15 protein-coding genes and 1 riboswitch are annotated in these 14,511 nt (G+C 65.6%); of the genes, 8 read left to right on the forward strand and 7 right to left on the reverse strand.

Going from position 1 to position 14,511, the window contains the following annotated elements; genetic code table 11:
• Positions 1-359: 359 nt before the first annotated feature.
• Positions 360-683, reverse strand: a complete 324-nt coding sequence (locus tag ACO550_RS10475; protein ID WP_315592696.1) for a cell division protein ZapA — start codon at positions 681-683, stop codon at positions 360-362.
• A complete protein-coding gene (locus ACO550_RS10480; RefSeq protein ID WP_315592695.1) occupies positions 680-1,003 on the reverse strand; it encodes a hypothetical protein in 324 nt (107 codons plus the stop codon). Before ACO550_RS10480 ends, ACO550_RS10475 begins: the two co-directional genes overlap by 4 nt.
• A 205-nt stretch (positions 1,004-1,208) precedes the next feature.
• Positions 1,209-1,470: riboswitch (cobalamin riboswitch) on the forward strand.
• A gap of 74 nt (positions 1,471-1,544) precedes the next feature.
• Between ACO550_RS10480 and ACO550_RS10485 the strand changes: the two genes are divergently transcribed.
• Genes ACO550_RS10485 through ACO550_RS10515 form a run of 7 tightly spaced genes read left to right on the forward strand, consistent with a single transcriptional unit; the run spans position 1,545 to position 8,397 of the window.
• A complete protein-coding gene (locus ACO550_RS10485) occupies positions 1,545-3,506 on the forward strand; it encodes a TonB-dependent receptor plug domain-containing protein (protein ID WP_315592694.1) in 1,962 nt (653 codons plus the stop codon).
• A gap of 3 nt (positions 3,507-3,509) precedes the next feature.
• Complete coding sequence (locus ACO550_RS10490; protein WP_315592693.1) at positions 3,510-4,517, forward strand: iron chelate uptake ABC transporter family permease subunit; 1,008 nt, start codon at positions 3,510-3,512, stop codon at positions 4,515-4,517.
• Positions 4,514-5,332 carry an ATP-binding cassette domain-containing protein gene (locus tag ACO550_RS10495; RefSeq protein WP_315592692.1) on the forward strand — a complete coding sequence of 273 codons (819 nt, stop codon included), beginning with the start codon at positions 4,514-4,516 and terminating at the stop codon, positions 5,330-5,332. Before ACO550_RS10490 ends, ACO550_RS10495 begins: the two co-directional genes overlap by 4 nt.
• Complete coding sequence (cobO, locus tag ACO550_RS10500; RefSeq protein WP_315592691.1) at positions 5,329-5,952, forward strand: cob(I)yrinic acid a,c-diamide adenosyltransferase; 624 nt, start codon at positions 5,329-5,331, stop codon at positions 5,950-5,952. The genes ACO550_RS10495 and cobO overlap by 4 nt, the downstream gene beginning before the upstream one ends.
• A gap of 55 nt (positions 5,953-6,007) precedes the next feature.
• A complete protein-coding gene (gene cobT, locus ACO550_RS10505; protein ID WP_315592744.1) occupies positions 6,008-7,048 on the forward strand; it encodes a nicotinate-nucleotide--dimethylbenzimidazole phosphoribosyltransferase in 1,041 nt (346 codons plus the stop codon).
• Positions 7,049-7,057: 9 nt separating this feature from the next.
• Positions 7,058-7,834 (forward strand): adenosylcobinamide-GDP ribazoletransferase, encoded by a 777-nt coding sequence (locus tag ACO550_RS10510; RefSeq protein ID WP_315592690.1) that lies wholly within the window; start codon positions 7,058-7,060, stop codon positions 7,832-7,834.
• Entirely contained in the window at positions 7,819-8,397 is a 579-nt protein-coding gene (locus ACO550_RS10515; RefSeq protein WP_315592689.1) for a histidine phosphatase family protein, read from the forward strand. The genes ACO550_RS10510 and ACO550_RS10515 overlap by 16 nt, the downstream gene beginning before the upstream one ends.
• 151 nt (positions 8,398-8,548) lie before the next feature.
• Here the strand turns inward: ACO550_RS10515 and ACO550_RS10520 are convergent, their stop codons facing one another.
• From ACO550_RS10520 to cobU, 4 genes are read right to left on the reverse strand one after another with little or no spacing between them, the layout of a single operon-like run.
• A complete protein-coding gene (locus ACO550_RS10520; RefSeq protein WP_315592688.1) occupies positions 8,549-9,442 on the reverse strand; it encodes a helical backbone metal receptor in 894 nt (297 codons plus the stop codon).
• Between the two features lie 5 nt (positions 9,443-9,447).
• Complete coding sequence (cobD, locus tag ACO550_RS10525; protein ID WP_315592687.1) at positions 9,448-10,452, reverse strand: threonine-phosphate decarboxylase CobD; 1,005 nt, start codon at positions 10,450-10,452, stop codon at positions 9,448-9,450.
• Positions 10,449-11,414, reverse strand: coding sequence for an adenosylcobinamide-phosphate synthase CbiB (gene cbiB, locus ACO550_RS10530; protein WP_315592686.1), 966 nt, complete (start codon positions 11,412-11,414; stop codon positions 10,449-10,451). Before cbiB ends, cobD begins: the two co-directional genes overlap by 4 nt.
• A 7-nt stretch (positions 11,415-11,421) precedes the next feature.
• Entirely contained in the window at positions 11,422-12,153 is a 732-nt protein-coding gene (gene cobU, locus ACO550_RS10535; protein ID WP_315592685.1) for a bifunctional adenosylcobinamide kinase/adenosylcobinamide-phosphate guanylyltransferase, read from the reverse strand.
• A 159-nt stretch (positions 12,154-12,312) separates the two neighbouring features.
• On the opposite strand from cobU, the gene ACO550_RS10540 reads away from it, so the two are divergent.
• Positions 12,313-13,794 carry a cobyric acid synthase gene (locus ACO550_RS10540; protein WP_315592743.1) on the forward strand — a complete coding sequence of 494 codons (1,482 nt, stop codon included), beginning with the start codon at positions 12,313-12,315 and terminating at the stop codon, positions 13,792-13,794.
• 8 nt (positions 13,795-13,802) lie between these two features.
• Here ACO550_RS10540 and ACO550_RS10545 read toward each other — a convergent pair whose 3' ends face one another.
• Positions 13,803-14,357, reverse strand: a complete 555-nt coding sequence (locus tag ACO550_RS10545; protein ID WP_315592684.1) for a GNAT family N-acetyltransferase — start codon at positions 14,355-14,357, stop codon at positions 13,803-13,805.
• Positions 14,358-14,511: the final 154 nt, after the last annotated feature.

Raw genomic sequence — 14,511 nt, forward strand, 5'->3', positions numbered from 1 at the left:
CGTGCAACACGCTTGGGATGTCAGACGTTTGCCGTTTCAAACAAAGATGGGATGGAAACGGCGGCCGGGCACGATAACCCAACCATTCAACTGTGCTGGTTGCTTGCGCCGCACAGTGGCTCCACTATACACCGCGATGTCAGCCATACCAAGTCGGACATGCCGTGTCGTTACATTTTCCACCACAGTGTTGTCGCGGTGCCGCCTCAGCGCCGTCACAGCGACTAACACGCAACCCATGCACGGCTAACGCGCGGCACAGGCTTCACATGCATGTGATATGTGGTCACGGCCACGCAATTCAAGCATGCGTAGCAGGGTTTTTTATGCGTGCCCGCCTGCCACGCACCTGTGCGTACTTAGCGCGTACCCACGTGTGCGTACTGGCGCAGCGCCTCGTCGGCACGCTCGTTGAGCTCGCGAATGCGTGCACGTACCGCGTCGACGGGAATCGTGCCGTCTTCTTCCTGCTTGCGTCGCGCGGCCAGGAAGTCAGACGCAATACTGATTGCGGCCATTACCGCCACGCGTTCCACGCCCTTGGCCGATACGCTGCCCTTGAGCTTGTTCATCTTGTCATCCACCAGCGCCACGGCTTCCAGCAGCGCGGCCTCATTGTCCGGCGCGATCGCGAAGCGGTAGGACTGGCCGGCGATGATCACTTCGACTTGCTTGTTGCTCATGCGTGTTCTCCGGGGGCTTGCTGCGAGCCTTCCGATGCGGCGCGCGGGGTGCCGTCACCGAGCAGGTCGAGCTGGCGCGCATCGCTGGCCGTGGGCAGCTTGTCCAGGATGGACTGGATGCGCAGCTGGGCTTCCTCGATCTTGATATTGAGCAGTTCGCGGTCGGCCGCCATGGCTTCGCGGTCCGCACGCAACTGGCTCGCCTCGGCCTGCAGGCGGTCGATCTCCGCGCGCAGTCGCTGGTTCTCCGCCGCTAGGGTGTCTGCATGATGCAGCACGCGCCCGATCTTGGCGGCCAGTTGTTCGAGTTCGTTGAGCATAGTGCCTGTCGTGTCCGGTAGGAATTGGTGTCAGGTTTCGGGATTCTAGCCGATGCACGCGCGGGAGCTACCGCCAACGTGCCCGATGAGACTAGGGTGTCGACCGGAAGTTGCATCGATCTGCGCCGATCGGCACGATTCCACGTGCCAAACAACGGTTATCGGCAACTTGATCGGTCGCATTGACGCCAACTTTGAAACTGCCTACACTCGCGCCGTTCCAGGTGCTCGCGGCCTCCACACGTAGGGGTCGCAGTTCAACGGGAAACAGGGAGCCAGGGCGCCGACGTCATGTCGGGGCAGGCCAACCTGTGCTGCCCCCGCAACGGTAAGCGATCGCGAATCCGCCAGTTTGTTTTTCGGTGTCATTCGCAGGGCCGGCCAAGCGCCACTGATCCGTGTCGATCGGGAAGGCGGCCTGCCTGATGTCGTCAGCCCGGATACCGGCCTGTAGAACGCGGGCGTCCGCCCCCACGCGGCACGCCTCATCGCCATATGGTCCGCGGGGGAACGGGCCAGGCCGTTCTTATCCATCCTGCTCATGCGTTCCACGCTATCCAGGTCGACCGTCGCGGTGAAGCCGCCGGTTCGCCCGTCCGTGCCCGCCATCATGGCGGCCGTTGCCGTTTTTTCCGCATCCCATGTGTCGGCGTTCGCGCAAACCGCGCCCGCTGAAGACACCCCGGCCCAGTCCGAACAGTCCACCCAGCCAGCCCAGACGCTGGCACCGGTAGTCGTCACCGCATCGCGCACTGCCCAACGCGTGACCGAGGCGCTGCCGCATACCACGGTAGTGACCCAGGACGACATCGTCAACTCGCAGGCGCCCGACCTGCGCTCGCTGTTGCGCGGCAAGGCCGGGGTCGAGTTTGCCACCAATGGCGGCATGGGGGCCAATACCTCGCTGTTCATGCGTGGCGCCAACTCCAATCAGGTGCTGATCCTGGTAGATGGGGTGCGCATTGCCGGGGTCAGCGGCGGCACGGCACAGCTCGCGAATATCCTGCCCGACCAGATCGACCATATCGAGGTGGTACGCGGCAACGTGTCGGCCCTGTATGGTTCGGATGCAATTGGCGGCGTGGTGCAGATCTTTACCAAGAACGGCGTCGGCCAGGCGCCGGCCGCGAACGCGCAGGTCGAGTACGGCAGCAACAATACACGCCAGGGCACGGTGGGCTATGGCGGCCAGATTGGCGATACCTCGTTCAACCTGACGGGCTCCATCTTCAAGACTGACGGGTTCTCGTCGATCAACTACAACCAGTGGGCGGCAGCCAACGCTGCCAGCGTAAGACGCGGCGCGGGTCCGAACCCGGGCGACAACCCCTACGAGAACAAGAGCGTTTCAGGTCAGGTCCGGCACAAGTTCACGCAGGACTGGCATGCCGGCTTTGCGGCGTACTATTCCAACAGCCAGCTCTCCTACGACAGCACCAGCGGCAAGCCGACCGACGACTTTCGCATGGACAGCGAGCTCTACACGCTGTCCGCATTCGCCAACGGCAGGGTGACATCGAACTGGACCACGCACTTCAAGGTCGCGCAGAGCGAGGATCGCTCCGAGGGCACCAAGAACGGCCTGTTCGACAGCCTGTTCAGCACGCGCAACCGCCAGTTCAACTGGCAGAACGAGTATGCGCTGACACCCGATCACAAGCTGCTGTTCGGTACCGACTGGCTGCAGCAGGAACTGACGTCGAGTTCGTACAACGCCCCTTCGCGCAACGTGTTCTCGGTCTATGGTGGATATGAAGGCCGGATCGGTCGCCACCAGTTGCAGATCAATGCGCGCAACGACCATTACTCCGACTTCGGCAACCAGGGCACCTTCTTCGCCGGGTACGGCTTCAACGTGACCGAGCAGGTCAAGCTGATCGCCAACATCAGCAATGCGTTCCGCGCGCCGACGTTCAACGAACTGTACTATCCGGGCTTTGGCCAGCCGAACCTGCAACCCGAGCGCGCCAAGTCCGCAGAAGCGGGCGTGCAGGTCGATACCGCCAGCGCCGGACTGTTGCGCGTGACCGCGTTCGAAACGCGCTATGACGACCTGATCGTGTCGACGCAGGTATCGCCGGGCATCTACCTGGCGCAAAACGTGAACAAGGCCAAGGTGCAGGGTATCGAGGCCACTTGGCGTGCCACGGTATGGGGTACCGACCTTGGCGCCAACGTGACCTTCCAGAACCCGGTCGACGAGGCGAACAACACGCAATTGCTGCGCCGCGCGCGCCGCTATGCATCGTTCGACGTGGGTCGCAATTTCGGCAACTGGCGCTTCGGTGGCCAATGGCTGGTATCGTCGTCGCGACTCGATTCCGGCTCGCGTACGCTGGGCGGATACGGTATTGTCAACCTCAACGCCCGCTACAACATCGACAAGCAATGGTTCGTCGCCGCCCGTGTGGAAAACCTGTTCGACAAGAACTACATGCTCGCCTTCCCGTACAACACGCAGGGTCGGGCCGGGTTCATCACGCTGGGGTGGCGCCAGAAGTAAGCCATGTCTGAGTTGCGGCGCGCGCTGACCGTCTGGAGCGTCCTGGCCATCGCCGGGGCGGCGGTGTTCGCACTGTCGCTGGCGGCGGGCAGCGTGTCGCTCGATGCCGCGCAACTCTGGCAGGCGCTGACTGGCGCGGACACCGGCACGGCAGGCGCGATCGTGCGCGAGTTGCGCCTGCCGCGCGCGGCGGCGGCGTTTGCATGCGGGGGGCTGCTGGCACTATCGGGTGCCCTGATGCAGGTGCTGTTACGCAATCCGCTGGCCGAGCCCTATGTGCTCGGCGTGTCTGGCGGTGCTTCCACCGGTGCGCTGCTGGCGATGCTGTTCATGCTGCCGTACTGGTGGGTGCAGGTTGGTGCCGCCGGCGGTGCGCTGTGTTCAATGTTGCTGGTGGCCACGCTTGCGCGACGCGACCTGCTGCATCCGCAAGTCCAGGGTGGTCATCATGAGGCCGGTGCGCGGCTATTGCTGACGGGCGTGATCCTGGCGGCCGGCTGGGGTGCCGTGATTACATTGATCCTGGCCGTCGCGCCCGAGTCGCGCCTGCGCGGCATGCTGTTCTGGCTGACCGGCGATCTCAGCGGCACCGGCAGCTATGGTTGGGCGCTGGCGACGCTGGGCGTGGCACTGGTGCTGGCCATGCCGATGGCACGCGCGCTGAATGTGATGCTGCTCGGCGAAACCGTGGCGCAATCGCTGGGCGTGCGCGTGGGTCGCGTGCGGCTGGCCACGTTCCTGATTGCATCGTTCGCGATTGCCGCCGCGATCACCACGGCCGGGTCGATCGGTTTTGTCGGCCTGGTGGTGCCACATATGGTGCGGCTGGCGTGGGGCAACGACCAGCGCCAGCTGCTGCCCGCGTCGGTGTTGCTGGGCGGCACGCTGCTGATGGCGGCCGACCTGATCGCGCGCACGATCATTGCCCCGGCGCAGTTGCCGGTGGGCGTGATCACGGCATTGCTCGGCGTGCCGACCTTCCTTTATCTGTTGCTGCGGAGACCGCGATGAGTCCGGTCAGCCAATGGTTCGAACCGCTCGCCGAATGTCCGCGGCTGTCCCTGCACGATGTACGGCTGCGCGCCGGCAACCGCGTGCTGGTGGATGGCCTCTCGCTGTCGATCGGCGCTGGCCAGCTGTGGTGCATCGTTGGCCCGAACGGCGTGGGCAAGTCCACGTTGATGGGGGTGCTGGCTGGCCTGCGCACGCCCGATGGCGGTACGGTGCAGGTCGATGGCACGGTGGCCAGCCGGGTGGCTCCGGCCACGCTGGCTCGCCAGCGCGCCTACCTGCCACAGGCCGTGCACGACACGTTCTCGATGGTGGTCGAGGACGCAGTGCGTATCGGCCGCCATCCACACCTTAGTGGCTGGGGTTGGGGCCAGCGCGACGACGACCGCATCGTGCGCGACGTGATTCACGAACTGGACCTCGATGCGCTGGCCACGCGCGATGTTTTGACGCTGTCCGGTGGCGAACGTCAGCGGGTTTCGCTGGCCGCCGCACTGGCGCAGCAGGCACCATTGCTGATGCTCGACGAACCGGTCGCGCATCTGGACCTGCGCCATCAGATCGTGGTGCTCGATCTGCTGCGCAGGCTGACCCACGCGGGTCGCCATGCCGCCGTGGTGATCCTGCACGACCTGACACTGGCACGCCGCTATGCCAGCCATGCGTTGCTGATGGCCGAGGATGGCCATGCATTGCATGGTCCCGCGCAAGACGTATTGACTCCCGCGCAGTGCTCACGCGCACTGCGTACCCCGATTATCAGTATCAGCGACGGTACCCATACCGCGCTGATCCCCGACGGAAATCCGCGATGAGCGACACCCAGAACCAGGACGAAGGCCGCGACGAGCGCCACCGCGCGCGCATGGCGCGCAAGAAGGAAGTAGTCGATGCAAAGATCGCCTCGGCCCAGGCCGAGCGTGGCGTAATCGTGATCACCACCGGCAACGGCAAGGGCAAGTCGAGCTCGGGCTTTGGCATGGTGGTGCGCGCGATGGGGCACGGCATGCACACGGGCGTGGTCCAGTTCATCAAGGGCGCGATTCCGAGCGGCGAGGAAATGTTCCTGCAGCGTTTTCACGATCAATGCGAGTTCCATGTGATGGGCGAAGGCTATACGTGGGAAACACAGGACCGCAGCCGCGACGTGGCCAAGGCCGAGGCCGCCTGGGAAGTGGCGCGCCGCATGCTGCGCGATCCGTCGTTCGGACTGGTGCTGCTCGATGAACTCAATATCGCGCTGAAATTGCACTATCTTGATGTCGACACTGTGATTGCCGATCTGCGCGCGCGCCCACCGATGCAACACGTGGTCATCACTGGCCGTGGTGCGCCACCGGCACTCGTGGAAGCGGCCGATACGGTAACGGACATGACGCCGGTCAAGCACGCGTTCCAGCAAGGCATCAAGGCCCAGCGCGGCGTTGAAATGTAATTGAGATCAGTAGTTAAGTAGCCACGTAGCCATGACCCAGATTTCCGAATTCGCCATGACCCTGCCGCCGATTGCGCCGCTCGACGAAACGCTGCGCGCCGTGCTGCAGGCTGCCATCGACGACAAGACCAAGCCGCCCGGTTCGCTGGGCCGGCTCGAAGCGCTGGCCATGCAGATCGGCCTGATCCGTGGCGAAACCGTGCCTGAGCTCAAGCGTCCCGCGATCATCGTGTTCGCGGGCGACCACGGCGTGGCCGATGCCGGTGTCAGCGCATTCCCGGCCGAGGTGACGGCGCAGATGGTGCTGAACTTCCTCGGCGGCGGCGCCGCCATCAATGTGTTCACGCGCCTGCACGGCTTGGCGCTCGAGGTGGTGGACGTGGGCGTACGCGCGCCGCTGCCTGCGTCGCCCGGTCTGGTCAACTGCCGGGTGGCCAACGGCACGCGCAATTTCGTCGAGCAGCCGGCCATGACCCCGGCCGAGACCGGGGCCGCCATCAATGCCGGCATCGCACGCGTGCTGCGTCATGCGCAGCAGGGCACCAATGTAATCGGCTTCGGCGAGATGGGCATTGCCAATACTTCCGCAGCCGCTTGCGTGATGAGCAGGCTGACCGGCCTGCCGCTGGAAACGTGCACAGGCCGCGGCACGGGGCTTGACGACGCTGGCGTGGCCCGCAAGCGCGAGATCCTGGCGCGCGCGCTGGCGCAGCACCCCGAAGTTTCGGATCCGCTCGATGTGCTGGCCACGTTCGGCGGCTTCGAGATCGCGGCGATGACCGGGGCCTATCTGGCCGCAGCGGCCAGTCGCATGGTGATCCTCGTGGATGGTTTTATTGCTTCGGCGGCGTTGCTGGTTGCCGCGCGGATCGATCCGAACGTACTGCAGTACTGCGTGTTCTCGCATTGCTCGCATGAGCAGGGTCATCGTGCATTGCTGGCCGAGTTCAAGGCCGAGCCCTTGCTGGCGCTGGACCTGCGCCTGGGCGAGGGTACTGGCGCCGCGCTGGCATGGCCGCTGGTGGCGTCGGCTGCGGCCTTCCTGCGCGAGATGGCTACCTTCAGTGGTGCCGGTGTCAGCAACGCCTCGGCATAGTGAGTCGCCATGGCTGACGAACTCCGTTTCTTCCTGACCGCCGTTGGCTATTTCACGCGCGTGCCGTTGCCGCAGCGGCTGGCAGGCTGGGTGGGGTTCGCACCGCATTACCTGAACGCCGCCGCCCGCTATTTTCCGCTGGTGGGCCTGCTGGTCGGCGTGATGGGCGCACTGGTGACGTGGGGCGCATGGCAGTTGTGGTCGCCGTCGGTGGCCATCGTGCTGGGCATCGCGGCCACGCTGTTGCTGACCGGTGCGTTTCATGAAGATGGGCTGGCCGATTGCGTCGATGCTTTCGGCGGCGGATATCGCCGTGAAGACGTGCTGGAGATCATGCACGATTCGCGTGTGGGCGCGTTTGGGGCCATCGCCATCGTGGTGGCGCTGCTGCTGAAGTGGCAGTTGCTGGTGTCGGTGGGTGAGACGGGCGGCGTAGAGATCCTGCTGGCCATCCTGATTGCCGCGCACGGTGCCAGCCGCGCCATGGCGATCACGTTCCTGGCCACGCACGAGTATGTGCGGCCTGAAGGCAAGGCCAAGCCGGTGGCGCAGCGACTGGCTGGCACGGGCCTGTTGTTCGCGCTGGCTTGCGGCGTGTTGCCGCTGTTGTGGATTTCGCCACTGTTTGCGGGTGTGACGATCCTGGTACTGGCGGCACTGCGCACTGCATTGGGTGCGTACTTTGTGCGCCGGCTTGGTGGTTATACCGGCGATTGCCTGGGCATGGCGCAGCAACTGGCCGAGTTGTCGATCTACCTCGTGGCGGCCGCATGGAAGTGGTACTAATCCGCCACGCCCAACCCCAGGTGGCGCCAGGCGTCTGCTATGGCAGCCTGGACCTCGCGCTGGTGCAGCCCGTGACACCGGCACCTGCCGATATCGTGGCAGGTCTGGCACATCCGCATCGCATCGTGACCAGCCCCGCGACGCGTGCACGCGAGACCGCTGCGCTGTTCGATGCCTGCGTGGAAGGCCTGCCGCGCAGCGAGGTGGAACCGCGTTTGCGCGAAATGGATTTTGGTAGCTGGGAGGGCCAGCGCTGGGATGATATTCCGCGCGCCGCGCTGGACCAGTGGGCGGCCGACCTGATGGATGCGCGACCCCACGGCGGCGAGAATCCGGCGCAGGTCATGTCACGCATTGGCGCGTGGGCCGATGCGCTCGATATTGAAGCGGATCAACGAATTTGGGTGGTTACCCATGCCGGGCCGATGCGCATGCTGGCCGCGCATTGGCTGGGCCTGACGCTGGCGCAGACGCTGCAGTGGTCGCTGGGATTTGGCGCGACGTGCAAGTTCCGGCTCGGTGGCGGGCCGGCACGACTGGGGTGGTGGAATCGCGTCGGTTGATGCGAAGGGTTTCTCCCCTCTCCCGCACGCGGGAGAGGGGCGGGGGAGAGGGCCAGCGCATCAAGACGCGATATCGGCAAATTGAACCGCATTGCCCTCTCCCCCAACCCCTCTCCCGCCATGCGGGAGAGGGGAGCAAACCGGGGGAATGTCAATTCCCGCGCCGCGACCGTGCGATATCGAGATCCTTGCAGATTTCCGCCGCGCCCTTGACCACGCGTGGCCCGGCACGGTTGACCAGATCGCCGTCGATGATGAACAGGTTGTTGCGTGCCACGGCGGTGACCTGCTTCCACTTCTCCCACATCGAGAAATCGGCGAGCGGTTTGTCCGGGCGCGTGGCACCCATGCCCGCCGTCAGCATTGCCTCGGGATTGCCGGCCACCACGGCCTCTACCGAAACCGTAGGTACCAGCGGGGCTTCCTTGGCAAACAGGTTGCGACCGCCACACAGCGCCAGCAGATCGCTGACCAGGTGCTGCCCGTTCAGCGTCATCAATGGCTGCTGCCAGACCTGGTAGAACACGGTTACGGGCGGCCGGCTGGCGTAGGTCTTGCGCAGGGTGTCCACCTGCTGGCGGAAATCGCTGGCGGCACGGTTGGCCACGGGCTCGGTGCCCATCAGTGCGCCAAGCTTTTCAAGGTTTTCGGGGATCGATTCAAGCCTGCGCGGTTCGCTGAAAAATAGCGGCATGCCCAGCGCACGCAGCCGGTCGGTCTGCTTTTGCGCATTGCCATGGCGCCAGACCACGATCAGGTCGGGCTTGAGCGCCGCGATGCGTTCCAGGTCCAACGCCTTGTTGTCGCCCACCCGCGGGATATCGCGCGCCTGCGGCGGATAGTCGCTATAGCTGACCGTGCCGACGATGCGATCGCCACCACCGGCCGCATAGATCAGTTCGGTGACATGCGGCGCCAGCGAGACGATGCGTCGCGCGGGCTGGTTCAGCGTGATGGTCTGGCCGGCGTCATCGACGGCGGTTACGGCGGCATGTGCAGCAGTGCTTGCAAGCAGCGCGACAGCCAGCAGGGAAAGAGCCTTCATCGGTGTCAGGTAAGGATGTGGTTCAGCGCGGCATCGAGCCGCTGCCATGCAGATTCGGTGTCGGGCGGCAGGCCCAGGCGCAGGCTGGCCGGGCAGCCGCCGGCCGCATCGAACAGGCGCGTCCAGATGCCTTGCTGCGCCAGTGCTTCGTGCAACGTGGCCGCCCGGTCGTCAGGCACCCAACTGAACAGCGGTTGCGACACGCCTTGCAGACCATGGCCACGCAACAACATCGCCAACCGCTTGCCTTGCCGATCCAGTGCAATGCGGGTGGCAGCCTGCCATGCGGTGTCGGTCAGTGCGCTACGGGCAACCGCGCGCGCCGGGCCTGACACCGACCAGTGCCCCAGTCGCAATGACAGCGCATCGAGCAGGGCGGGCGCGGCCAGCACGAAGCCACAGCGGATGCCGGCCAGTCCGTAGAACTTGCCGATCGAGCGCAGTACTACCAGGCCCGTTTGGTCGGTGTGCGCGGCCAGCGAGGCGGCCGACGTAGCGTCAAGAAATGCTTCATCGACGATCAGCGTGCGCAAGCGCGCGTGCCAGCGCAGCAGCGTGTCGGCCGATAGCAGTCGTGCGGTTGGATTGTTCGGATTGACGACCACCAGGTGGTCGAGGCCAGCCGGCAGGTCGTCGCGCGCGAAATCGGCTTCGTCGAGCGGCACCACGGTGTGCCCGGCTTGCGCAAAGGCCGGCGCATACTCGCTATAGCCGAGCGCGGCGATGCCCACGCGCCCCAGCGGCAACAGCGCGGGCAGGTTGCGGATGGCGGCCTGTGAACCGGCCACCGGCAACGCGCGCGGCGCGCCGTAGGCGTGGGCGGCGATTTCCGCCAGGCCATCCTCGTCCTGAGGCAAACGCTGCCAGACCTCGACCGGCAAAGCCGGCACCGGATAGCTGGCAGGATTGATCCCGGTGGACAGGTCGAGCCAGTCTGCAACCGGTCGCTGATAGCGCTGCACGGCTGCCAGCAGGTTGCCGCCATGGCGGATTGGAGCCATCGCGCTCATGCGTGTTCCAGCATCGCAACCAGCGGCACGCTCAGCATCGCCACACCAAGCCACAGCCACAAGGTCCGTTGCACGAGCCGCAGGCAGGCATGCACGTGCGCGGCGGCCGGTGTTTCGCCAATGCCCAGTGGCGGGCGCTCTTCCCATTCACCGTGATAGCGTGCGCCACCACCCAGCGCGACACCCACCGCACCCGCGCCGGCTGCCATCACCGGACCGGCGTTCGGGCTCGACCATGCCGGGGCTTGTGTGCGCCAGCAATGCAGCGCCTGCGTGGTGGCACCCAGCAACGCATACGAAAGCGCAGTCAGGCGCGCGGGAATCAGGTTCAACGCATCGTCGATGCGTGCCGCAGCCCAGCCGAACATGGCCCAGCGCGGCGTGCGATAGCCCCACATCGCGTCGAGCGTGTTGGCCAGGCGAAACACGATCACGGCCGGCGCACCGCCGACCAGAAACCAGAACAGCGCGCCGAAGATCGCATCGTTGCCGTTTTCAAGCGCCGATTCACACGCGGCACGTGCCAGCGCTTCGGCGTCGGCATCGGCCGTATCGCGCGATACGATGCGCGCGGTCAGCGAGCGTGCGGCGTCGAGGTCATTGCGTGTCAGTGCCGCGGCAATTGGCGCGATATGTTGCGCGAGGCTGCACGCACCGAGCGCGAAATACAGCGCCAACACATGCAGCACCCATGCCAGCGCGGGGTGGATGGCAGCGGCAACGGCAATCAGCCACATCGCGGCGGCAGCGGGCCCGAGCACGACCGTCGTCCATGCCAGCAGGCCCGCCATGCGTTGGCGCAGTGCGCCGCTTGCGGGACGATTCAGGCGGTTGGCCACGGCGGTGGCGATACGGCCGAAGCCTATCAGCGGGTGCCAGCGGCGCGGTTCGCCGAGCCAGCGGTCCAGCAGCACGCCGGCAAGCGCGGCGGCCACGCAGGCCGGCCAGGACAACGCGATCATCGGCTGCTCATCGCGTGGCGCTGCCGCGCGGGGCGGGGTCCTTGATCGAGACCGGGATACCTGCCACCAGCAGGCGTACGCGATCGGCAGCGGCGGCCAGCTTCTGGTTCAGGCGGCCCAGTTCGTCGACATAGAAGCGCGTGATGGCGCCCATCGGTACCACGCCAAAGCCGATTTCATTCGAGACCAGGATCACATGGCCCGGCAGCATTGGCAGCGCCGTCATCAGCGCATCGATTTCCTCGGTAAAGGCCGGGGGCGGGGTGATCACGCCATGCTCGGGGTACTCGCGCTGGTCACCGAAGATCAGGTTGTTGAGCCACAGCGTTGCGCAGTCCACCAGGATGCAGCCGTCATGACGCGCGTGCGCATACAGCGCATCTGCCAGGTGTATCGGTTCTTCAACCAGCGTCCAGTCGGCCGGACGGCGCGCACGATGCAGCGCAATGCGCAGTTCCATCTCTTCGTCGGCCGGTTCGGCATCGTGACGTGCCGTGGCGATATAGGTGACCGGGCCGCGCGTCAACGCTGCATGATCGGTGGCCAGTTGCTCGGCGAAATGGCTCTTGCCCGAGCGCGCACCACCCAAAACGAGGGTCAGCTCGCGCGGCGCCGCGCTGCCTTGCTGGGGTTGCGGCGAGGTTTCCGTCGCCGGCTCGCTGGCCGTGGCCGCGCCTGCCGATGCGGGATCGACGGTGGCCGCGAGATTCAGCGCCTGGGTGGTGGCGTGGGTCTTCATGCGGCGTATTGTAGCCGTCGCATCAGGTGCCCGCATGCATGGATCTTGCAGACCGGTGCCCCGATGCACCAGCCGTGCTGCGATAATCGCGCGATGCGAAATGATCCCTCCGCCAATCCCGTCGATCCTTTTGCCGCGCGCAACCTGCGCGGCACCCTGATGGTCCAGGGCACCACGTCCGACGCCGGCAAAAGTACCGTGGTGGCTGGCCTGTGCCGCATCCTGGCGCGCGCTGGCGTGCCCGTGGCGCCATTCAAGCCGCAGAACATGGCGCTGAACAGCGCGGTGACCGTCGATGGTGGCGAGATCGGCCGCGCACAGGCCCTGCAGGCCCAGGCCGCAGGGCTGGCGCCGCATACCGACATGAATCCGGTGCTGCTCAAGCCCAGCAGCGACATTGGCGCGCAGGTCATCATCCATGGCCGCGCGCGCATGGATCTCGATGCCCGTGCCTACCACGCGTACAAGCCCCAGGCGATGGCCGCCGTGCTGGAAAGCCATGAACGGCTGAAGCAGGCGTACCACGTGGTGGTGGTGGAGGGCGCCGGCAGCCCCGCCGAAGTGAATCTGCGCGATCGCGATATCGCCAATATGGGCTTTGCCGAACGGGTCGATTGTCCCGTGGTGCTGGTGGCCGACATCGATCGTGGTGGCGTGTTCGCGCATCTGGTTGGCACGCTCGACTGCCTGTCGGAGAGCGAACGCGCGCGCGTGACCGGTTTCATCATCAACCGTTTCCGTGGCGATATCGGGCTGCTGCAGCCAGGCCTGGACTGGCTCACCGCACGTACCGGCAAACCTGTGTTCGGGGTGCTGCCGTATCTGCATGGCCTGCATCTCGATGCCGAGGATGCGATCGCCAGTGCCCAGGTAACGGGATCAGGCAGCGAGCAAGGTGGCGAGGTGCTACGGGTGATCGTGCCGGTGCTGCCACGGATCTCGAACCATACCGATTTCGATGCGCTGCGTGCCCATCCCAATGTCGACCTGCGCTTTGTTGGCCCGGGCATGCCGATTCCGGCTGCCGATCTGGTGATCTTGCCCGGCAGCAAGAGCGTCCGTGCAGACCTGGCCTTCCTGCGTGCCAACGGCTGGGATCGGGCGCTGCTGCGCCACCTGCGCTACGGCGGCAAGCTCATGGGCATCTGCGGCGGCATGCAGATGCTGGGACACTGCATTCACGATCCCGACGGCCGCGAAGGGCCGGCCGGTTCCAGCGAGGGCTTGGGTTTGCTTGATTTCGAGACCACGCTGGCCCCGGAAAAGCAGTTGCGCCGTGTGACCGGGCGGCTGGGCCTGGACGATGCGCCGGTCACGGGCTACGAGATCCATCTGGGCGTAACCGAAGGGCCCGACCTGTCGCGGCCCGCGCTATGGCTCGACGACAACCATGGCGGCCGCCGCCCCGACGGCGCGGTGTCGCCCGACGACCAGGTGCTGGCCACCTATGTCCACGGCGTATTCGACGATCCGGCCGCCTGTGGTGCGCTGCTGCGCTGGGCGGGACTGGCTCGGGCCGACGGCATCGATCTCGACGCATTGCGCGAAGCTTCAATCGACCGGCTGGCCGGCAGCATGGCCGACCACCTCGACCTTGCGGCCTTGTTTGCGCCGCTATTCGCGCCGCTGCAGTCCCGCTAGCGTGCGTGCTAAGGACCGGGCGCCAGCCGGCTGACCAGTGCGTCCACATCGTCCCACGTCACGCGACGCACGGTCACCATCAGGTCGGTGCCCGGGAACGGATCCTGGAAACTGTCCGATTCCACGCCGCCGAGACGCCGGTAGAACTCGCGCGCCTGTGCATTGCCATCGAGCACATACAGGAACAGCGGCTTGCCCGGCCATTGGCTCGCCACGCGGCAGGCGCAGTGCGCCATCAGCTGCTTGCCGTAGCCTTTCCCGTGATACGCATGCAGCACATGCAGGTTGTCGAGATAGATGCCGTAGCCGGGCTCGGCCAGCGGCATCAGGCACGAGAAGCCGGCGGCCTGACCATTGATACGCAGGATGGTGGCTTCGAACGGAGCTTCGGCGCCTTCGAGCATGCGCGCGCGCCAGGTGGCTTGCCGCTCGTTCAGTGCATAGGTTTCAAGCCAGGTGGCGGGAATCAGGCCGGCATAGGAATGACGCCAGCTATCGGCGTGCATGGCGGCGAGCAGGTCGGCATCGGCCGGCGTGGCGGGAACCAGTTCGATCAGGGGCATGGCAGGACAAGACGGCACCGTGTGATGTGGGTGGGAGTGGTGCCGGCTCCGATCTTAACGTCACGCTGCTAGAATCGCGAATTCTTCGCATTTGCGTTTGCGGGTTGCCGCACAGATGCGATTCCAAACGCACGTATCCAATACGTATCAGGTG

The organism is Cupriavidus sp. (genome assembly GCF_057315035.1).

Excerpts from the sequence above, each read along its gene's own strand:
- cobU (WP_315592685.1), bottom strand. The coding sequence starts at position 12,153 with ATGAAGACCCACGCCACCACCCAGGCGCTGAATCTCGCGGCCACCGTC.
- ACO550_RS10510 (WP_315592690.1), top strand. The coding sequence starts at position 7,058 with ATGGCTGACGAACTCCGTTTCTTCCTGACCGCCGTTGGCTATTTCACG.
- ACO550_RS10545 (WP_315592684.1), bottom strand. The coding sequence starts at position 14,357 with ATGCCCCTGATCGAACTGGTTCCCGCCACGCCGGCCGATGCCGACCTG.
- cobT (WP_315592744.1), top strand. The coding sequence starts at position 6,008 with ATGACCCTGCCGCCGATTGCGCCGCTCGACGAAACGCTGCGCGCCGTG.
- ACO550_RS10480 (WP_315592695.1), bottom strand. The coding sequence starts at position 1,003 with ATGCTCAACGAACTCGAACAACTGGCCGCCAAGATCGGGCGCGTGCTG.
- ACO550_RS10515 (WP_315592689.1), top strand. The coding sequence starts at position 7,819 with ATGGAAGTGGTACTAATCCGCCACGCCCAACCCCAGGTGGCGCCAGGC.
- cbiB (WP_315592686.1), bottom strand. The coding sequence starts at position 11,414 with ATGATCGCGTTGTCCTGGCCGGCCTGCGTGGCCGCCGCGCTTGCCGGC.
- ACO550_RS10540 (WP_315592743.1), top strand. The coding sequence starts at position 12,313 with ATGGTCCAGGGCACCACGTCCGACGCCGGCAAAAGTACCGTGGTGGCT.
- ACO550_RS10520 (WP_315592688.1), bottom strand. The coding sequence starts at position 9,442 with ATGAAGGCTCTTTCCCTGCTGGCTGTCGCGCTGCTTGCAAGCACTGCT.
- ACO550_RS10490 (WP_315592693.1), top strand. The coding sequence starts at position 3,510 with ATGTCTGAGTTGCGGCGCGCGCTGACCGTCTGGAGCGTCCTGGCCATC.
- ACO550_RS10495 (WP_315592692.1), top strand. The coding sequence starts at position 4,514 with ATGAGTCCGGTCAGCCAATGGTTCGAACCGCTCGCCGAATGTCCGCGG.
- cobD (WP_315592687.1), bottom strand. The coding sequence starts at position 10,452 with ATGAGCGCGATGGCTCCAATCCGCCATGGCGGCAACCTGCTGGCAGCC.
- ACO550_RS10485 (WP_315592694.1), top strand. The coding sequence starts at position 1,545 with ATGCGTTCCACGCTATCCAGGTCGACCGTCGCGGTGAAGCCGCCGGTT.
- cobO (WP_315592691.1), top strand. The coding sequence starts at position 5,329 with ATGAGCGACACCCAGAACCAGGACGAAGGCCGCGACGAGCGCCACCGC.
- ACO550_RS10475 (WP_315592696.1), bottom strand. The coding sequence starts at position 683 with ATGAGCAACAAGCAAGTCGAAGTGATCATCGCCGGCCAGTCCTACCGC.